The sequence below is a fragment of the Streptomyces sp. NPDC037389 genome (genome assembly GCF_040636475.1).
GTDB classification, from domain to species: Bacteria; Actinomycetota; Actinomycetes; order Streptomycetales; family Streptomycetaceae; genus Streptomyces; species Streptomyces hesseae.
Map to the genome: position 1 here is coordinate 44497 of NZ_JBEZUS010000007.1, position 18484 is coordinate 62980.

Genomic DNA, 18484 nt, shown 5'->3' on the forward strand with positions numbered 1-18484 from the left:
CTTTGGTGACGGGGGTGGGGCGGTCGGGTTCGGGGTCAGGAGTGGGTGCCGAGGTCCTCGCCGAGGAGCCAGGTGGCGATCTCGCGGACGGCGCCCCGGCCGCCCGGGGCGACGGTCACCGCGCGGGCGGCGGCACGTACGGCGCCGTGGGCGTCGGCCACGGCCACGGGCCAGCCGACGAGGCCCAGGCAGGGCAGGTCGTTGACGTCGTTGCCGGCGTAGAGCACCCGCTGGGGGTCGATGCCGTGCTCCTCGCACCACTGTTTGAGCGACACGTCCTTGCGCTCGCTGCCGTGGATCACGGGCACACCGAGCTTGCGGCCACGCGCGGCGACGACGGGGTTGGTCTCGGTGGACAGGATCAGCACCGCCAGCCCCGCCCGGCGCAGCGCGGCGACGCCGAGGCCGTCCCCGCGGTGGACAGCGACGAGCTCGCGCCCGTCGGCGTCGATGAGGACGCGGTCGTCGGTCTGGGTGCCGTCGAAGTCGAGGACGACGGCGTCGACGTCGCCCCTGGCGGGGAGGGCGAGCACGCCTTCGGCATCGAGCAGGGGTGCGAGGGCTCGGGCTCGGGCGAGGTCGTGGGGATCGTCGATCTCCAGGACGCGGGAGGGGGCGGTGCGGACGAGGTCGGTGCGGCCGAAGAAGCGGTGCCGGTTCCTGCGGAAGCCGGTGGCTTCCATGGCGTAGGCGGCGCCGGTTTCCAGGAGGTCCTGGGGGCGGTCCTGGCGGCGGGGGCGGCCTGTCTTGTCGTGGTTGACGCCGTGGCCTCCGGCGGTTTGTTCCCCGATCCCGCCCCTTCCCGCAACCGGGGGCGAGCCCCCGGCCCCCCGGACCGCGCTCCGCGCGGTGTCCTCAATCGCCGGACGGGCTGATTTCAGCCCGTCCGGCGATTGAGGAGCGGGGTCCGGGGCGGAGCCCTGGGAAACGGCGAAGGGGCGGGGCTGGGGAATCGCGCCGCAGGCAGCCTCAGCCTCCTCCTCCCGCCACACGAAGCCGTGGAACGGCGCGACCGTCAGCGCACTGTCCGCCCCGCCCTCCACGACAGCGGAAGCCACCCCGTCCACGTCCTCCGTCGTGAGGAACGGGCTGGTGCACTGCACCAGCAGCACCGTCCCGACCGGCCGGCCCCGCATCGCTTCATACGCGTCCATCGCATGCAGCACCGCCGCCTCGCTCGTCGCTGTGTCCCCCGCGATCGCCGGGGGCCGCTGGACGACCTCCGCGCCCGCGCTCCGCGCGGCCGCCGCGATGGCCGGGTCGTCCGTCGAGACGACGACGTCGGTGACCAGGCGGGCCGCCCGGCAGGCGCGGACCGCGCGGGCGACGAGCGGGACGCCGCCGACGGGGGCGAGGTTCTTGCCGGGCACCCCCTTGGAGCCGCCGCGGGCGGGGATGACGGCCAGGACGGCGGCCGGTGGAACGGACGACATGGTGTGCTCCTCGTACTCCTCGTGCTCCTCGGTCACAGCTCCCCCAGCCGGCGGATGACGGGCGCCACGCGCTGCACCCCGTGCCGGTACGCCCCGCGCGCGGCCTCCCGGAGGGCGCTGCGGGTGGCGCGGCGCAGCGCGCTCTCCTCGCGGCCGGGCGCGGCCGGCTCGCGCAGGGGGCGGCCTGCGGGGTCGAAGCCGTAGCGGGCGAGGATGCCGGGGAGGTAGCCGGGGGCGGTGGCCGCCGTGTAGTAGGGGGCGAGCGGCGGGGGTGCGGCGCGGCGGGCGAGTTCGGCGACGCGGGCGCGTGCCGTGTCGAACGCGCGCTCGTGGGGCCGGTCCGTGGCGACACCCTGGCGGGCCGTCCAGGCGGGGTCCGGCCGGGGCAGGTGGCCCGCGTCGAGGTGGTCCCAGGAGGCGAGGCAGCCGGAGCCGAGGAAGTGGTGGTTGCCGAGGGCCTCGCGGATGCCGAGGTCGGTGAGGACGGCGGTCGGCACGTTCCGGTGGAGGGCTTCGAGGGCGGCGGTGGAGCTGACCGTGACCAGGAGGTCGGTGCGGTCGAGGACGTCGCCCATGTGCCCGTAGACGAGGCGGCAGTTGGGCGGCAGGCCGCCGGGGTGGCGCTGGGCGAGCTTCTGGTACGGGAGTTCCTCGATGTGCGTGGTGTGCTCACCGGGCTTGCTGCGCAGCTTGATGAGAACATCCCGGTCCGGGTGCGAGCGGGCGTGTCGTACGGCGCGTTCGAGGAGGTACGCCCGGTCGGCGCGGCTGTCCGGTACGGAGGGCTGGGCGGCGAACACCACGGTGAACGGCCGGACTTCTCCGCTCTCCCCCGCCTTACTCCCCCCCGCCTCGTTCCGCCCGCGTTCTCCTCCCTCCAGGAAGGGCAGCGCGCACTCGATCACGCTGTCGGAAGGGGCGTCCACACCCTGGTAGACCGCGCGGAAACGCTCGGCGTCATCCTGGGAGTTGGCGAGGACGACGTCCGCGCCGTGCCGCAGCAGCAGGCCGTCGGCGAGCTTCTCGTAGACGACGCCGACGTAGCCGGTGACGACGACGGGGCGGGGGGCGGGTGCCGGGCCCCACGCGTGGGCCAGTCCGTGGAGCATCGCCTGCACGGCGCCGCCGACGCAGGCCAGGACGATCACGTCGTACCGTTCCCGGCCCGCCGCCCGGGTGAACTCCGCGCCGGTGACCTCGCGCAGGGCGTCCGCGCGGACCCCGACCTCGGCGAGCTGGCGGACCGTCGGGGTGGCGCGTCCTCTCAGCAGGAAGCCGTCGAGCGCGCCTCGCGGGGCGAACCGGTGTGCGGTGAGCGCTCCCCATTTCCACCGGGTGTCGGAGTCCGCGAGGACGGCCACCCGGGGTGGGGATTCATTGCGTGATGGCACATCGCCGACGATAGAAATGCATTCCGTTTGGCTGCCCAACGGGACTTCAACAGCCGGTAAACAGCACACCGACGATCGGCGAAGCGGTTGACGCGCAAGGGCGGTTCATCGATCCGCCGCGCTTCGTTCACCTCTCATTGTGCCCTTCGTCAGAACGAATGCCGGGGCACCACATAGCGTCACGCGGGTGGTCAAGCTCTCGGTCATCGTGCCGTTCTTCAACGTGCAGACATACGCTCCCGACACACTGCGAAGCCTGAGTGCGAACGCACGCGAGGACTTCGAATTCATTCTCGTCGACGATTGTTCGACGGACGGGACACCGGAGATCCTGGAGCGCGCCGAGCGCGAGGTGCCGGGGGCGGTGCTGGTGCGGCACGAGGAGAACGGCGGCCTCGCCACGGCCCGCAACACCGGGCTGGATCTGGCGCGCGGCGAGTACGTGACCTTCCTCGACGGCGACGACTGGCTGGCCCCCGGCTACTACGGGCAACTCCTCGCGGTGGCGGAGGAGCTGGGCGTCGACTTCGTCCGTACCGACCACGTCCAGTGCACGGGACGGGCGCGGACGGTCCACCGGGTGCCCGTCGGACGACGGGGGGTGGCGCTGTCGCCGCGCGGGGCCATACTGCCGGCCGACCGCTCCACGTCCGTCGACTACGCCTACGCCTGGGCGGGCGTCTACCACCGGCGGCTGCTGGACGAGGGGCTGCTGCACTTCACGCACGGACTGCGCACCGCCGAGGACCGGCCGTGGATCTGGCGGCTGCACCGCGAAGCGCGGTCCTTCGCGGTGGCGGGGCTGCTCGGGGTGTTCTACCGCCGGGGGGTCGCCACTTCGCTCACGCAGATCGGTGACGTACGCCAGCTCCATTTCCTGCGCGCATTCGATCAGGTAATCGAGGAAACGGCGACGGATCCGGAGGCGGAAAAGCTTCTCCCCAAGGCCGTTCGAACATACTGCGCGATTATGTCCCATCAGTTGGGGACCATCGAACGATTCGAACCCGAAGTCGCCCGGGCATTGCGTTCCCTGAGTGCGGACGCCTTGCGGCGCATGCCCCGGGAACTCGTCAAGGACGCGCTGAATTCCATGGACGAGGACCGGGCGGCCCGGCTGCGCCGATTGCGCCGCAGGCCCGCCCGGCCGGTTCCGGCCGGACTGGGGGCAGCGGCCTGATGACCTCCCGTCCACGCGTCCAGCTCCTGCTCGTCTCCACGCTCTACGGCGCCGCCACGCTCGCCGCCGCCCTCGACGCGGGACAACTGCCCGCCGCCGAGCGCCGCTACCTGGTCGTCGCCAACACCGCCGTCATCCCCGAGACCACCCCGGGCCCCGACCGGGCACCCGGTTTCGAGCGGCTGCTCGCCCGCTTCGACGGGGTGCTGTCCTGGAACGACGCGATCAGCCCCTTCCACCCCGCCGGCTGGTCCCCGCGCCCCGACGACGCCCCCCTGTGGGAGCGCTATCTGCGGCTGCTGTGGGGGCTCGGCACGGACGACGTGACGATCGTCCTGGAGTCCATCCAGGTCAACCCGGCCCTCGCCCTCGCCCAGGTCTTCCCCGACGCGCCCCTGGACGTCTACGCCGACGGGCTGATGAGCTACGGGCCCACCCGCAGCAAGCTCGATCCGCTGATCGGCACGCGCGTACGGCGACTGCTCCACCTGGACCTCGTGCCCGGGCTGAGACCGCTGCTGCTCACGGAGTTCGGGGTCGAGGCGGAGACCGTGCCCGGCGAGGCGTTCGCCAAGGTGCTGGCCGAACTCTCCGAGAGCTGCCCCGGCCTGCCGGAGTCCCCCGAGGGCGCGGCCCTGGTCCTCGGGCAGTACCTGTCGGCGCTGGACATCCTCTCCCCCGAGGAGGAGGAGCGACTGCATGTGCGGATGCTGCGCGGCGCGGTCCGGCGCGGCCACCGCGACGTGCTCTTCAAGCCGCATCCCTCGGCGCCGGCCCGCTGGTCGCGGATACTGGAGGAGGAGGCCGCCCGGCAGGGCGCCCGGCTGACGGTCCTGGACGTGCCCGTACTGGCCGAGGTGGTCTACCAGCGGCTGCGGCCCGCGCTGGTCGTCGCCTGCTTCTCGACCGCGCTGCTGACCGCCCGCACGTTCCACGGCCTGCCCGTCGCCCGCGCCGGCACGGACCTGCTGCTGGAACGCCTCACGCCGTACCAGAACAGCAACCGAGTGCCGGTGACGCTCGTGGACGCGCTGTTGCCGGACCTGGAGGACGACACCGCGCTGTTGGGCCCGTCCGCACCCGCACCCGCAGACCTCAGCGGCCTCCTCGCCGCAGTCGGCTACGCGATGCAGCCCCAGATCTACCCGGCCCTCCGCCCGGCGGCGGAACGCTACCTGTCCACCCAGCTAAACCCCCGCACCTGGCGCTACTTCAAACGCCGCCGCCTCACCGCCCTCGCCCTCCCCGGCGCGATCCCCTCCCAACTCGCCTTCCTCCCCCGCAATCCCGCCGTCCGGAGGGTGGCCCGCCGGGCGCGGGCCATGAAGCGGCGGCTGACGAGGCCGAAGAAAGCGACTCCCGCATGACGGTCACAAGCCCCACGTCCGCCCCCGCCGCCTCCCTGCCCACACCGCGTGCGGAGCAGGCCCGGTCGTCGGGGCGGCTGTACGCCCTGGACGGGCTGCGGCTCGTCGCCGCGCTGATGGTGGCGCTCTACCACTACGGCGGGCGGGACGGCGACGTCAGCCGGGCGTGGGGCGCCTCGCCCCGCCATGAGTTCCCGCACCTGTCCACGGCGTTCGCCTACGGCTGCCTCGGGGTGCAGATCTTCTTCGTCATCAGCGGGTTCGTGATCTGCATGAGCGGCTGGGGCCGGCCCCTGCGGTCCTTCGTCGCCTCGCGCGCGTCCCGGCTCTACCCCGCCTACTGGGCCGCGATCGTCCTGGTCACGCTGGCGTTCGCGCTGCCGTGGGTGACGTACAAGACGCTCTCCCCCAGCGACACGCTCGTCAACTTCACCATGCTCCAGATGCCCGTCGGCGCCGACCGGGTGCTGGGGGTGTGCTGGACGCTCTGGGCGGAGCTGCGCTTCTACGCGCTCTTCGCGCTGTTCGTCGTGCTCCCCGGGGCCTCGCGCCGGCGGGTGGTGCTGTTCTGCGCGGTGTGGACGCTGATGACGGTGATCACCTCCGCCTCCCACGTCGAGTTCCTGCGCGTGGTGTTCATGCCGGAGCACTCGGCGTTCTTCATCGGCGGCATCGGCCTCTACCTGGTGCACCGCTTCGGCAATGACGCCCTGGCCTGGGGCATCGTGGGCGTGAGCTTCCTGCTCGGCCAGCACTACGCGGTGGCGGGCCTCGTGCACCCGCCGAACCCCCACCACTTCTCCACCCGCTCCGCCTACGTCGTCATCGCCATTCTCGCCCTCGGCTACGCGGCCGTCGCGGCGGTGGCCCTGGGCCAGACAGGCTGGGCGACGTGGCGCTGGCTGCCGTTCGCGGGCGCGCTGACCTACCCGTTCTATCTGGTGCACGAGCACCTGGGGTGGGTGGTGATCGGCGGGCTCCACCGGGGGCTGGGCATCCCGTCGTATGCGACGTTCGGGCTGACGCTGCTGGTGATGCTGGTGCTGGCGTGGGCGCTGCACCGGTTCGTGGAGCGGCGGTTCACGCCCGTGCTGCGCAAGGCCCTGGAGGGTACGTCACTCAGCAGGTAGCAGTGTGGCCTCGATGCCGGCGATGACGGCGCGCAGACCGGCCTCGAAGCCGGTGTCGAGGTCGTTGAAGAACACCCGTCCCGCCTCGGCGGTGAGCGCATGGCCGTCCAGGCGACGTTCGCGCTCGGCCTGGGCGTAGAAGGGGTCGCGCTCGCCGCCGGGGAACGGGTACACGGACTGTTCCTCGATCACGTGCCCCATCGTGTAGCACTGGATGGTGAACCAGGCGCGTGCGGCGGCCGGGAGCGTGAACCCGGCGTCCACCAGCGTCTTCATCAACGTGTCCACGGGACCCGCGTAGTCCGGGCCCCTGAAGCGCGTGCCGCCGAAGACCTTGGCACCGTCGCGGTAGCCGAGCAGGGAGTCCCGTATGACGTGGGCCGCGCCGGTCATGACCGCCTGCCAGCCGGAGCTGTCGACGGCGCACAGGGCGGTGCCCATGCGGCGGAACATCTCCGTCGCCATCTCGTCGAGCAGTTCCTGCTTGTTCTTGAAGTGCCAGTAGAGCGCCGGGGCCTGGACGTCCAGCTCCTTGGCGATCCTGCGCAGGGTGAGGCCTTCGAGGCCCACCTCGTTCAGCAGGCGGAGTGCGGTCACAGCCACCTGGGTTCTGTCAATTCGAGTTGCCACCTTGACACCTTAACAACGTTAAGTGCACCCTGTGGAGGCGATCTGAACTTAACAACGTTAAGGAATAGGGGGGATCGCGTGAACACCATCGACGCGACCACGCACACGGACGTCCTGATCGCGGGCGCCGGGCCGACGGGCCTGGTCCTCGCCATCGACCTGGCCCGCCGCGGCATACGCCACCGCCTCGTCGACCTCGCCGACCGCGGCTTCCCGGGCTCGCGCGGCGCGGGTCTCCAGCCGCGCTCGCTGGAGGTCTTCGAGGACCTGGGCGTGCTCGGGGCCATGCGGGCCGCGGGCGGCCCGTGCCCGCCGCTGATGCTGTGGGAGGGCGACCGGCAGGTCCGCGAATGGGACATGTTCGTCCGCGCCGAGCCCACGCCGGCCGTGCCGTACGGCGAGATCCTGATGCTGCCCCAGTGGCGCACGGTGGAGATCCTCGCCGCGCGGCTCGAAGAGCTCGGCGGCCACGTGGACTTCGAGACCGAGCTGACCGGCTTCGATCAGGACGAGGACGGCGTCACGGCCACGCTCACCGGCCCGGACGGCACGACCGAGACCGTACGGGCCCGCTACCTGGTCGGCGCCGACGGCGGCCGCAGCAGCGTGCGCCGGGCCCTGGACGTCGGCTTCGCAGGGGAGCCCGTCGACGAGCGCGTCTCCCTCCTCGCCGACGTCGTCGTCGACGGGCTGGAGCGCACCCACTGGCACGTCTGGCCGGAGGCCCCCGGCGGCAGGCTCATGCTGCGCCCGCTGGAGGGCGTCGAGACCTTCCAGCTCGTCGCCCGCTACGAGGACCCCGACGCCCAGCCGGACCCCCAGCGGGACGGCACCACGGAGGCCCTCCAGCGGCTGATCGAGGAGCGGACGGGCCGGAGCGACCTCAAGGCGGGCGAGGTGCACTGGACGTCGGCGTTCCGGCCGCGCATGGCCATGGTGGAACGATTCCGCTCCGGGCGCGTCTTCCTCGCCGGGGACGCCGCCCACGTCCACTCCCCGGCCGGCGGCCAGGGCCTCAACACCAGCATCCAGGACGCCTACAACCTCGGCTGGAAGCTGGACGCGGTCCTGCGGCGCGGGGCGCCGGACTCCTTCCTCGACACCTACGGGTCCGAGCGGATGGGGGTCGCGGCCGACGTCCTGGGCCTGAGCACCCGCATCCACCACGAGGACGACGGCGGCCAGCCCAGGCGCGGCCCGGAGACCCTCCAGCTCCACGTGGGCTACCCGGAGAGCCCCCTCAGCCGCGAGCTGCGCCACGACCTCCCCGAGGGCGCCCTGCGCGCGGGCGACCGCGCCCCGGACGCACCGTGCGAGGACCCCGCCTCCGGGGCCCGGGTCCGGCTGTTCGACGTCTTCCAGGGCCCGCACGCCACGGTCCTGGCGCTGGGCGACGCGGAACCGGCGGCGGTACCGGAGTGGGTCCGGGTGTTCCGGCCGGTGGACGTGGACGGGCACGTCAAGGAGGCGTACGGGTCGGGGTACTTCGTGATCCGCCCGGACGGGTACGTGGGTCTGGCGACGGACGACGCGGAGGACGTGGGCGCGTACCTGGCGACGCTGACGGGGTGACGGGGTGACGGGCTGACGCGCGAGCCGCTCGGTCCCGGGCGGGACTCCTACAGGGGGGAGCCCCGCCCGGGACGGCGGCGTCTAGCGACACAGAACGTCGTTTTCCGGCCGCTCGCCCGTGGTGAGGAACGCGGTGACCGTCCGGTCGCCGCAGGCGTTCCCCCTGCGGAGGTACGCGCCGTGCCCGCCGGAGTCGACGCTGATCATCCTGGCCCGGTCGCCGAGGGACTCCCGCATCCTCAGCGCTCCCCGGTACGGCGTGGCGGGGTCGCGGAGGTTCTGCACCATGAGGATGTTCGAGGGGCCCTCGTCCGTGATCCGCACCGGCTTCTCCGCCGTGTCGTTCTTCCAGAACGCGCACGGCATGACGTTGGCGGGCATCCCGGCCGTCAGCGGGTACCGGAGCCGGTCGGCGGCGACGGCGCGCTCGTACGAGGCGGGCGACCGGGGCCAGCGCACGTCGTTGCAGAGGACACCGAGGAGGGTGGCGGCCTCCTCGGGCGACGCGTACGCCGGCTCCACGGCCGGTGGGGCGGCGTCGCCCGCCGCACGGGCCGAGACGATCAGTTCGGCGAGCCCGGGGAAGGCCTTGTCGTCGTAGAGGGCCATCTGGAGCCGGGCCCGCAGCCGGTTCCCGGTGAGCCACTGCGTGCCGTCGGGCCCCCGTTCCGGGAGCCGGTCCAGCCTCTCCGCGAGGGCGAGGACCGCCGGCCGGACGTCCTCGGGCCGTTCCGCGACGCGGTGCCGGGCGTCCCGGGCCGGGTCTGCGGCCCACCGGGCGAAGTCCGGGAACCTGTCCTCCGTGGCCGCCGCGATGTTCGCCGTCCAGCCCCGGCCCACGAGGGCGGGATCCGGGTCGACGTTGCTGTCGAGCACCAGCCGGTCGACGCGGTCCGGGTACTTCTGCGCGTAGACGGCGCCCACGTACGTCCCGTACGAGACGCCCCACGCCGAGAGCTTGCGCTCGCCGAGTGCCTGACGGAGCCGGTCGATGTCGCTGGCCTCGTTGACGGTCGAGAAGGAACGGATCAGCTCGCCGCCCGCGCGGGCACAACTCTCGGCGACGCGGCGGGCTGCCGCGATGCTCCCGCTGATGTCCCCGCCGGGCGCGGGCCAGGGGCGGATCCTGGTGATTTCGAGGTCGTCCCGGTCGAGTCCGCAGTCGGCCCGCGTGCTCCCGCCGACGCCGCGCGGGTCGAACGACACGATGTCGTAGCCGCCGCGCGTCTCCTCCCGCAGCTTCTCCCCCACCCGCCCCAGCCAGTCCCTTCCGGAGCCGCCGGGCCCGCCGGGGATGAGTAACAGGGTGCCGCGTCTGGCCTCCGGCCGGTCGCTGCGGAGCCGGGAGACGGCGATTCTGACCGAACGCCCCTTGGGCTCGCGGTAGTCGAGCGGTACGGGCAGGTCGGCGCACTGCTGGGTGGGCGCGTCGGCGCAGGGCGCCCAGGTGAGGGCGGGCGGCTTCGCCACGGCTGTGGGAGCCGCCGCCTGCGCCGGGGCCGCGGCCAGGGTGGTGGCGGCCGCGACGCAGGCGGCGAGGGCGAGGGCCTTGCGATGGGTAATTGCCATACGGCCCATGATTGTCAGGACCCCGGTCCCGCCGCCTCCGGTGAACCACCCACTTCTGGGACGGGGGTACCCCTAGGGAGGAGAGCCGCGTGGGTTTGTTCATGCTGCGACGAGTCGATGCCCTGTGGGCGGCCGCTCGTACCGTCGAGGTGTCCCCTCGCCACCCGGCGGCCGGGGAACGATCCGTCATGGTGGGCGACTCCGGCGAGATCGCCGAGCTCGCGGGCCTGCTGGAGGTCGACCTGTCGGCCGACGCCTTCCTCTGTATGTGCTTGGGAGATGTCGACTTCACGGTCCGAGGGGAAATGGGCAGAGAGCTCGGCGTGCTGACCTATCACATGTCCAGCAGCCTGGATTGGCGCCAATGGGACGGGCAGTTCCCCCTGCTGCGCCCTGCCGACCTGGCCGGATGGCTGGTCGGACGCGGGGTGATCACCCCGCGTCCGACCGCCTGGCCTGTGTAGATCCGCTCAGGTCCACTGCTCGGCGGGCGCCTTGCCGGGCAGGGGGCGCCCGATGAGGGCGAACGGGATGAAGAAGTTGACCTGGCCGATCGCGACCATGAGCGTCGCGAGGGCCTTCGCGTCGTAGTGCCGGGCCGCCTCGGCGTACACCTCGTCGGTCACCCGCTCGCCGTGGCGGTTCGGCAGCAGCACCCCCTCCACGAGCGCGAGCGCGGCCCGCTCGGCGTCCGTGAAGTACGGCGCGTCCTTCCAGGACGCGACGGCAGTGATCCGCTCCTCGGACTCACCTGCGGTTCGGAGGGTGTTGGAGTGGAAGATGGTGAGGTACGTGTTGCCCACGATCTGCCCGGCACGCAGGTGCATGAGGGCGAACGTGGTGCGGGGCACGGAACCGTTGCCGGTCGCCTTGAACAGGGCCGCCGACACCTCGGCGATCTCGGGGATCAGGTCGAGGGGGTTCGACATGCGGGAGGTCTGGGTCTGGGTCTTGTCGGTCACGGTGACTTCCTTCCGGGCTTGCTTCGTCACTGCACTGACGGATGCCGCGGTAGGAATGTGACGGGTGGGGGCGGGGAGGTCGGGTGGCCTGGGTCACATACGGGATTCGTCGTCACCGGAGGGCGGCGATGAAAGTTTCCCATGCCGGAAGAGGGAGCAGTAGGGCCGGGCTGTGGGGGCATTTGCTGTCCCGGACGGGGACAGCGCCGGGTATGTTGTCGGCGACCTCGACGCAGTTCGCATCGCCACCATTGCTGTAGCTGCTCTTGCGCCACGGGTGGCTCACGCCAGCGGAATCCCGCATCACTTCAGCGTGGCGATGAAGGCCGCCCATGCCGGAACAGGCAAGGACAGGATGGGCCCGTGAGGATCCTTGGAGTCGCGGACGTGAGCGATGCCGGGGTGGCTGTCGGCGACTTCGAGGCAGTTACTCCCTCCGTTTTCGTCTCCCGCCCCGCTGTAGCTGGACTTGCGCCATAGGGCGTCTTGAGACATCGGCATTCTGCATCACCTCAGCGTTGCGATGAAGGTTCCCCATGCCGTAGCGGGAATCATCAGGGCAGGCCCATAGGCCGACTTGCTGTCCCGTACGGGAACTAAGCCGGGTATATGGTCGGCGACTTCGAGGCAGCTGTTACCGCCTTTCTCGTCTCCCGAACCGCTGTGGCTGCTCTTGCGCCACACCACAGCGTGCAGGTCATGCGCTGTACTCATGGGCATACTCCTCAGCGACTGATTCGAGCAGGGACAGAGAGTCGTCCGGAGACAGGGCCACCGACCGAGCACGGTCATAGGCGCTGACGCACCGACTCACCGTCGCCGGATCGTCGAGCAGGACTCCGCTGCGGTGACTCTCGCTGTACGCGACGGGCGGCGCGTCGTCGAAGGTCATGATGGAGAGCGTTCCCTCCACCACCGGATGTCCCGCAGCGAACGGCAGTACCTGCACGCCGATACGGCGCCGCCGGACGAGCGTAGCGATGTGCATCAGCTGTTCGCGCATGACAGCCGGGCCCCCGGTGTTGCGTCGGATGACGGCCTCGTCCATAACGGCCCACCACAAGGGGTCTGTTGGATGGTCCAAGATGCGCGCCCGCTCCAGGCGAGCGGCGATCCGGGCCTGGATGTCGTCTTCCGGCATGAACGGAAAGCCTCCCAGGAAGACCGCACGGGCGTAAGCGGGCGCCTGCAACACACCGGGCACGAAGGTGGGTGCGTACTCCCTGATCGTGACCGCCAGCCCCTCAAGGTACGCGGCCTCCGTGAAGCACGCGGCATAGGGTGAGCTTCCGATGATCTTCCTGCACATGCGCTCGAACAAGCCATCCGTCTCCAACTCGGCGTCGAACCGCGTGGCGATCTCGGGCTGCGGTCTGCGAATGCCCGCCTCGAACTGCCCGATGTAGGAGCCCGAGCAGAACACACGTCTGCCCAGCTCCTGCTGCGTAAGCCCAGCCGCTTCGCGGCGGCACTTCAGCTCGGACCCAAAGAACTCCCAACCGAATCCGACCTGACCCTTGGCCATGACTTAACTCCCCTTCTTACACCACTGGTTGTAGTACCTCTCCCCCTCCCGAAGCTAGCCCCCTCGCCGCAAAGCTGGGAGCCGCATCGGCAAGGTCAACTCGAAGGGGAGATTCCATGACCTACCGCGAAGGCGCATACGTGGTGGACACGCGTAGCGCGACGCTCGCCCAGGTGATGGGCAACGTCGGTACGCGCGTACAGATCAGGCGGCCCGGCGGCGGCCGGGAGTGGGAGGCGCCGACCGAGGCGCTGCGGCTGGCGACGCGGGCGGAGCGGGAGGCGGCGGGGCTGCGCGACAGCGCCGCCGCGCCGAGCGCCTCACCCGCCGGGTGCGCCGAGTGCGTACGCCTCGATACGGCCCGGCGGGCCGCCGGCGAATACGGCGAACTCACCGAGGCGGCCGTCGACGCCATGGTCGCCGTGCGCAGTCACTTCCGTGACACGCACGTCCTGCCCGCGTGGCCGCGATGAGGTGCGCGCACCGGGCGGGCTGGGCCCGCCGGGGTGGGGAGGAGCGCTGTCACGGGTGCGGGGTGCGGCGGTTCGCGTCGTACGGGGCGGTACGGCCGCCCGGTCTGGCGGTGGCCGTACTGTCCCGGAACTTCTTGGCCGGCCGCCAGGCCGACCGCGCCGCCGCGCTGAACCTCACGCGGCGCGCCCGGTACGCAGGGGTGTAGCGACCGCTAAAGCACCAGCGACAGCAGCATCACGAACCCCAGCCCCACCACCGAGATCACCGTCTCCATCAGCGACCACGTCTTGAGCGTCTGCCCGACGCTCATCCCGAAGTACTCCTTCACCATCCAGAAGCCCGCGTCGTTCACGTGGGAGAAGAACAGCGAACCGGCGCCCACGGCCAGCACCAGCAGGGCCGCGTGGGTCGTGCTCATGTCGGCGGCGAGCGGGGCCACGAGCCCCGCCGCCGAGATCGTGGCGACCGTCGCCGAGCCCGTCGCGAGGCGGATGCCGACCGCGATCAGCCACGCCAGCAACAGCGCTGAGACCGACCAGTCCTTGGAGATGTCGAGGATCATGCGGCCGACGCCGACGTCGATCAGCGTCTGCTTGAATCCGCCGCCCGCGCCCACGATCAGCAGGATTCCGGCGATCGGAACGAGGGACTTCTCCACCGTGCCCGCCAGCCGCTCGCGGCCGAAGCCCGCCGCGCGGCCCAGCGTGAACATGCCCACCAGTACGGCCGCCAGCAGGGCGATCAGCGGCGAGCCGATCACGTCGGCGACGCGCTGCACATGGGCCTTCGGATCGTCGACCACGACGTCCACGAGCGCCTTGACCAGCATCAGGACGACCGGGAGCAGCACCGTGGCGACAGTGACCCCGAAGCCGGGGCGGCGCTCCAGCTCCTCCGACGGACGCTGCGGGACGAGCTTCTCGGGCGGGGTGACGTCGACCCAGCGGGCCGCGACGCGGGAGAAGAGCGGGCCGGCGATGATCGCGGTCGGGACGGCGACGAGGACGCCCAGGGCCAGAGTGACACCCAGGTTGGCGCCGATGGCGTCGATCGCGGCGAGCGGGCCGGGGTGCGGGGGCACGAGGCCGTGCATGACGGAGAGGCCGGCCAGCGCGGGGATGCCGATCCGCATCAGGTTGTGGCCGCCGCGCTTGGCGACGAGCAGGACGACCGGGATCAGCAGCACGATCCCGACCTCGAAGAACAGCGGAAGGCCGATGACGCCCGCGATCAGCACGATCGCCCAGGGCATCGAGCTCCTGCTCGCCCTGGCCAGGATCGTGTCGACGATCTGGTCGGCGCCGCCGGAGTCGGCGAGCAGCTTGCCGAGTATCGAGCCGAGGGCGATGAGGACGCCCACTCCGGCGACGGTCGAGCCGAGGCCGGTGGTGAAGCTGGTGATGACCTTGTCGAGCGGGGCGCCCGCGACCGCGCCCAGGACGAGCGATCCGACGGTCAGGGACAGGAACGCATGGAGCTTGAAACGGCTGATGAGGAGGACGATGACGGCGATGCCGACGAGGACGGCGATGCCCAGCTGTGCGTGACCCGCCGACGTGATCGGTGCGGTGGGTGCTGCCGCGGCCAGCATCTCGACGCTGAGAGTGCTCACGGGGCTTCCTAAGGGGGAAGGAGGGGGGAAGGGATGCCTCTGGGGATCCGGGGGCTTACAGCCGCCGCAGCGCGGCGACCGCCCGCTCGGCGATGACGGCCGCCTCGGGCGCGACATCGACGGCGATGCCCGCTTCGTCGGCCCCGAGCGGTTCGAGGGTGGCGAACTGGGAGTCCAGCAGCCGGGCGGTCATGAAGTGGCCCTTGCGGGCGGCCATCCGCCCGGCGATCAGCTCGCGGTCGCCGGTGAGGTGGAGGAAGACGAGCCCGGGCGCGGCCGCGCGCAGCCGGTCGCGGTAGGCGCGCTTGAGCGCGGAGCAGCTGACGACGCCACCGCCGCCCGCGCCCGTACGCCCGCGGGCCCAGTCGCCGATGGCGTCGAGCCAGGGGGCGCGGTCGTCGTCGTCCAGAGGGGTGCCGGCGGACATCTTGGCGATGTTGGCGGCCGGGTGGAAGTCGTCGCCCTCGGCGTAGGGGACGCCCAGCGCCTCCGCCACCAGGGGGCCGACCGTGGTCTTGCCCGTACCGGCGACGCCCATCACCACGACGACCATCACACGTACCTCGCTGTCTCCATTGACATCGGTTGTTGAGGGTTCACTGAAACGCATTGAGTACGACGTATTCAAGACCCTGTGACTAAAACGTCATACTTATTGCGCTCGCAGGCCGCCCTTAGGCTGATCCCATGGACAAACAGGGGCAGGGGGGATCGGGGAGCCAGGGGCTGCACGCGCGCGTGCTGGACTCCCTCGGGCCCGCGATCACCGCGGGCGAGTATCCGGCGGGCAGCGTGCTGCGCACGGACGAGCTGGAGGACCGCTTCGAGGTCTCGCGCTCGGTCATCCGCGAGGTGATACGCGTCCTGGAGTCCATGAACCTCGTCGCCTCCCGGCGCCGCGTCGGCGTGACCGTCCTGCCCGCCGACGAGTGGAACGTCTACGACCCGCGCGTCATCCGCTGGCGCCTGGCCGGCCCCGACCGCCCGCGGCAACTGCGCTCACTGACCGTGCTGCGCTCGGCGATCGAGCCCGCCGCCGCCGGGCTGGCCGCTCTGCTGGCCACCCCCGAGCAGTGCGCCGAGCTCACCGAGCACGCCCTCGGCATGGTCGCCACCTCGCGCGGCCAGCAGTTGGCCGCCTATCTCGTGCACGACATCGCCTTCCACCGGGTGATCCTGCGCGCGTCCGGCAACGAGATGTTCGCGCGGCTGGGCGACGTGGTCGCGGAGGTCCTCACCGGCCGCACCCACCACCATGTGATGTTCACCGACCCCGACCCGGCCGCCGTCACCCTCCACGTGCGCGTCGCCGAGGCCGTGCGCGAGCGCGACGCGGCCCGGGCGGAGGCCCTGACCCGCGAGATCGCCACGGGCGCGATGGCGGAGCTGGACGTTCTCGCGCCCTAGCCGCCCCCTGACCGAGGGAACGGTCCGGCTAACCGAGGGAACGGTCCGGCAGCCCCTCCGGCCAGACCTCGTACCACCGCAGGTCCGCCTCCAGCTGCGCGGCCAGCGAGATCAGCAGCGGCTCGCTGTTCGACGGCCCCAGCAGCTGCGCCCCCAGCGGCAGCCCGTCCTCCGTGAAGCCCGACGGCACGCTCACGGCGGGCCAGCCGAGGACGTTCCAGGGCCAGTTGTACGGACAGGCCGCGATCATCCGGGAGTCGGTCTCCCGGCTGCCGAGCCCCGCCAGCGCGCCCGTGCGCAGCGGCGGTACGGCCGTGGTGGGCGTCAGCACGGCGTCGAAGCGCCAGAACATCTCCCCGATGCGCCGCCGCAGCGGCGCCTCCGCCGCCCGCGCCGCCCGCAGCACCTCGCCGCCGAGCAGCAGCCCGCCGCGCGCGTTGGTGCGCGTACGGCCGTCCAGCAGCGTCCGGTCGGGCACGCGCGCGGTCCAGTCCCGGACGCCGGCCATCGAGCGCGGCACGAAGGAGAGGCCGATGGGGCCGTAGCGCGGGTTCTCCTCCACGACCTCGTGCCCCAGCGCCTCCAGGGTCTCGGCCATGCGCAGGGTCGCCGTCCGCACGGCGGGGTCGAGGGCGTTGCGCACGGCCGCGAAGGCGGGCCGCAGCGACAGCGCGATCCTCAGCCGCCGCCGTGGCTCGTGACCGGCCGCCGCGACGACGTCCACGTCGGGCGGCCGGTGGATGTCGCCCTCGTGGGAGCCGCTCGCCGCCCGCAGCAGCAGCGCCGCGTCGGCGACCGTACGGGCCAGCGGCCCGAAGCAGGTGACGCCCCGGAACGCGTCGCGCTCCGGCCAGGTGGAGATCCGTCCGCGCTGGGGCTTGATGCCGACCAGGTGGGTCCAGGCGGCCGGGATCCGGATGGACCCGGCGCCGTCCGAGCCGAGGGCCGCCGGCACCAGCCCGGCGGCGACGGCGACGGCGGAGCCGCCGGACGAGCCGCCGGGGGTGTGCTTGGGGCTCCACGGGTTGCGGGTCACCCCGAAGGCCGGCCCGTCCGTGACGGGCCACTGCCCCAGCTCGGGGGTGTTCGTCTTGCCGACGATCACCGCGCCGGCGGTCCGTAATCGCCGTACGGCCTCGCCGTCCGCCCGTCTCGGCGGGAAGTCCCCCGGGCAGCCGAACGCGGTCGGCTCGCCCGCCACGTCCATGTCGTCCTTGACGGCGACGGGCACCCCGAGCAGCGGCAGCCGCTCCCCCGCCGCGATGCGCCGGTCGGCCTCGTCGGCCTCGCGCAACGCGGCCTCGGCCCGGACGATCCGGAAGGCGTTGAGCGTGCCCTGGCTCGCCTCGATCCGCCGCAGCGAACGCTCCACGACCTCCCGGGACGACACCTGACGCCCGGCCAGCCCCAGGACCTGCGCCTGGAGCCCCTCGAACTCTTCACTCACGAAACCGGTCACGCGAACCTCTTTCCCGCGTGCGCTCGAACACACGCTAACGGGACAGGAGTTGTACGGACATAAATCCGTGGCGCACACTCGCCGCATGCGCGAGGAGATGGAAGTGCCCGCCGGCCCGTTCCTGCTGCGGCCGTGGGCGGCGCGGGACGTCGGCGCCCTGCTGGAGGCCCACGCGGATCCGCTGATGCGATGGCAGGCGCCGCAGCCGGTCGACACCGCCGACGAGGCGCTGCGGTGGGTCCGGCGGCGGGCCGGGCAGTGGGAGGAGGACGCCGCGTACTCCTTCGCCGTCGTCGAGCGGGCGGATCCCGCCGTCGTGCTCGGCGACATCACGGTGAGCGCGGTCGACCGCCGGCATGCCACGGGCTGGGTCTCCTACTGGACGACGAAGTCCGCGCGGGGCCGGGGAGCCGCCACGGCGGCCTGCCGGACGGTGTGCCGGTGGGCCTTCGACGAGCTGGGACTGTTCCGGCTGGAATTGGGGCACCGAGTCGACAACGTCGCCTCCTGCCGGGTGGCCACGGCCGCCGGTTTCGCCGTCGAGGGGCGCGAAAGGCAACGGCTTCTCTACTCCGGCGTGCGCTACGACGTGGAACGGCACGCGCGGCTGGCGACGGACGAGGAGCCGGAGCCGGTAGCCGACTGAGCCCCCGGAAATGCAACAAAGCCCCGGAGCGTATTGACGCCCGGGGCATTTCTCTGCGTATATTGGTTGTTTCCATGCGTTGGTCAACTCAACACATGGGGAAGCTTTATGAGGCCATCATATCCGT

General features: G+C 71.9%; 21 protein-coding genes. 9 read left to right on the plus strand and 12 right to left on the minus strand.

Annotated elements, in window-relative coordinates:
- Window positions 1-35: 35 nt before the first annotated feature.
- Both AB0E98_RS16860 and AB0E98_RS16865 read right to left on the minus strand, forming a co-directional pair.
- Complete coding sequence (locus tag AB0E98_RS16860; RefSeq protein ID WP_361703615.1) at window positions 36-1433, minus strand: acylneuraminate cytidylyltransferase; 1398 nt, start codon at window positions 1431-1433, stop codon at window positions 36-38.
- A 32-nt stretch (window positions 1434-1465) separates the two neighbouring features.
- A complete protein-coding gene (locus tag AB0E98_RS16865; RefSeq protein WP_361702870.1) occupies window positions 1466-2824 on the minus strand; it encodes a DUF6716 putative glycosyltransferase in 1359 nt (452 codons plus the stop codon).
- Window positions 2825-3011: 187 nt separating this feature from the next.
- Here AB0E98_RS16865 and AB0E98_RS16870 point away from each other — a divergent pair, with 187 nt between their 5' ends.
- From AB0E98_RS16870 to AB0E98_RS16880, 3 genes are read left to right on the plus strand one after another with little or no spacing between them, the layout of a single operon-like run.
- Window positions 3012-4004: a glycosyltransferase family 2 protein gene (locus AB0E98_RS16870; RefSeq protein ID WP_361702871.1), complete on the plus strand. Its 993-nt coding sequence runs from the start codon at window positions 3012-3014 to the stop codon at window positions 4002-4004.
- Complete coding sequence (locus tag AB0E98_RS16875) at window positions 4004-5371, plus strand: polysialyltransferase family glycosyltransferase (RefSeq protein ID WP_361702872.1); 1368 nt, start codon at window positions 4004-4006, stop codon at window positions 5369-5371. Before AB0E98_RS16870 ends, AB0E98_RS16875 begins: the two co-directional genes overlap by 1 nt.
- Window positions 5368-6501 (plus strand): acyltransferase, encoded by a 1134-nt coding sequence (locus AB0E98_RS16880; protein WP_361702873.1) that lies wholly within the window; start codon window positions 5368-5370, stop codon window positions 6499-6501. Before AB0E98_RS16875 ends, AB0E98_RS16880 begins: the two co-directional genes overlap by 4 nt.
- Here the strand turns inward: AB0E98_RS16880 and AB0E98_RS16885 are convergent.
- A complete protein-coding gene (locus tag AB0E98_RS16885; protein ID WP_361702875.1) occupies window positions 6487-7098 on the minus strand; it encodes a TetR/AcrR family transcriptional regulator C-terminal domain-containing protein in 612 nt (203 codons plus the stop codon). The two genes, AB0E98_RS16880 and AB0E98_RS16885, sit on opposite strands and share 15 nt — an antisense overlap.
- A 111-nt stretch (window positions 7099-7209) precedes the next feature.
- On the opposite strand from AB0E98_RS16885, the gene AB0E98_RS16890 reads away from it, so the two are divergent.
- Window positions 7210-8703: an FAD-dependent monooxygenase gene (locus AB0E98_RS16890; RefSeq protein WP_361702877.1), complete on the plus strand. Its 1494-nt coding sequence runs from the start codon at window positions 7210-7212 to the stop codon at window positions 8701-8703.
- An 81-nt stretch (window positions 8704-8784) separates the two neighbouring features.
- Here AB0E98_RS16890 and AB0E98_RS16895 read toward each other — a convergent pair whose 3' ends face one another.
- Entirely contained in the window at window positions 8785-10272 is a 1488-nt protein-coding gene (locus AB0E98_RS16895) for an alpha/beta hydrolase (RefSeq protein WP_361702878.1), read from the minus strand.
- Window positions 10273-10361: 89 nt separating this feature from the next.
- Here AB0E98_RS16895 and AB0E98_RS16900 point away from each other — a divergent pair, with 89 nt between their 5' ends.
- Window positions 10362-10736: a hypothetical protein gene (locus AB0E98_RS16900; protein ID WP_361702880.1), complete on the plus strand. Its 375-nt coding sequence runs from the start codon at window positions 10362-10364 to the stop codon at window positions 10734-10736.
- Window positions 10737-10742: 6 nt separating this feature from the next.
- Here AB0E98_RS16900 and AB0E98_RS16905 read toward each other — a convergent pair whose 3' ends face one another.
- The 5 genes from AB0E98_RS16905 to AB0E98_RS16925 all read right to left on the minus strand — a co-directional run bounded on the left by AB0E98_RS16905 (window position 10743) and on the right by AB0E98_RS16925 (window position 12759).
- Window positions 10743-11201, minus strand: coding sequence for a carboxymuconolactone decarboxylase family protein (locus AB0E98_RS16905; protein ID WP_361703618.1), 459 nt, complete (start codon window positions 11199-11201; stop codon window positions 10743-10745).
- Between the two features lie 145 nt (window positions 11202-11346).
- Window positions 11347-11538 carry a DUF397 domain-containing protein gene (locus AB0E98_RS16910; RefSeq protein ID WP_361702881.1) on the minus strand — a complete coding sequence of 64 codons (192 nt, stop codon included), beginning with the start codon at window positions 11536-11538 and terminating at the stop codon, window positions 11347-11349.
- Complete coding sequence (locus AB0E98_RS16915) at window positions 11538-11735, minus strand: DUF397 domain-containing protein (RefSeq protein WP_361702882.1); 198 nt, start codon at window positions 11733-11735, stop codon at window positions 11538-11540. The genes AB0E98_RS16910 and AB0E98_RS16915 overlap by 1 nt, the downstream gene beginning before the upstream one ends.
- A 6-nt stretch (window positions 11736-11741) precedes the next feature.
- Complete coding sequence (locus AB0E98_RS16920; RefSeq protein ID WP_361702884.1) at window positions 11742-12026, minus strand: DUF397 domain-containing protein; 285 nt, start codon at window positions 12024-12026, stop codon at window positions 11742-11744.
- Window positions 11932-12759 carry a helix-turn-helix transcriptional regulator gene (locus tag AB0E98_RS16925; protein ID WP_361702886.1) on the minus strand — a complete coding sequence of 276 codons (828 nt, stop codon included), beginning with the start codon at window positions 12757-12759 and terminating at the stop codon, window positions 11932-11934. Before AB0E98_RS16925 ends, AB0E98_RS16920 begins: the two co-directional genes overlap by 95 nt.
- Before the next feature lie 116 nt (window positions 12760-12875).
- On the opposite strand from AB0E98_RS16925, the gene AB0E98_RS16930 reads away from it, so the two are divergent.
- Window positions 12876-13232 (plus strand): hypothetical protein, encoded by a 357-nt coding sequence (locus AB0E98_RS16930; RefSeq protein WP_361702888.1) that lies wholly within the window; start codon window positions 12876-12878, stop codon window positions 13230-13232.
- Window positions 13229-13438 (plus strand): DUF6255 family natural product biosynthesis protein, encoded by a 210-nt coding sequence (locus tag AB0E98_RS16935; RefSeq protein ID WP_361703620.1) that lies wholly within the window; start codon window positions 13229-13231, stop codon window positions 13436-13438. The genes AB0E98_RS16930 and AB0E98_RS16935 overlap by 4 nt, the downstream gene beginning before the upstream one ends.
- A gap of 6 nt (window positions 13439-13444) precedes the next feature.
- Here the strand turns inward: AB0E98_RS16935 and AB0E98_RS16940 are convergent, their stop codons facing one another.
- Both AB0E98_RS16940 and AB0E98_RS16945 read right to left on the minus strand, forming a co-directional pair.
- Window positions 13445-14845, minus strand: a complete 1401-nt coding sequence (locus AB0E98_RS16940; protein ID WP_361702890.1) for a gluconate:H+ symporter — start codon at window positions 14843-14845, stop codon at window positions 13445-13447.
- Between the two features lie 55 nt (window positions 14846-14900).
- Window positions 14901-15398 carry a gluconokinase gene (locus tag AB0E98_RS16945; protein ID WP_361702891.1) on the minus strand — a complete coding sequence of 166 codons (498 nt, stop codon included), beginning with the start codon at window positions 15396-15398 and terminating at the stop codon, window positions 14901-14903.
- Window positions 15399-15532: 134 nt separating this feature from the next.
- On the opposite strand from AB0E98_RS16945, the gene AB0E98_RS16950 reads away from it, so the two are divergent.
- Window positions 15533-16252 (plus strand): FCD domain-containing protein, encoded by a 720-nt coding sequence (locus tag AB0E98_RS16950; RefSeq protein WP_361702893.1) that lies wholly within the window; start codon window positions 15533-15535, stop codon window positions 16250-16252.
- A gap of 28 nt (window positions 16253-16280) precedes the next feature.
- On the opposite strand, the gene AB0E98_RS16955 is transcribed toward AB0E98_RS16950, so the two are convergent.
- On the minus strand, window positions 16281-17711 hold the full coding sequence (locus AB0E98_RS16955; RefSeq protein ID WP_361702895.1) for an amidase: 1431 nt from the start codon (window positions 17709-17711) through the stop codon (window positions 16281-16283).
- 85 nt (window positions 17712-17796) lie between these two features.
- On the opposite strand from AB0E98_RS16955, the gene AB0E98_RS16960 reads away from it, so the two are divergent.
- Entirely contained in the window at window positions 17797-18357 is a 561-nt protein-coding gene (locus AB0E98_RS16960) for a GNAT family protein (RefSeq protein WP_361702897.1), read from the plus strand.
- Window positions 18358-18484 lie beyond the last annotated feature (127 nt).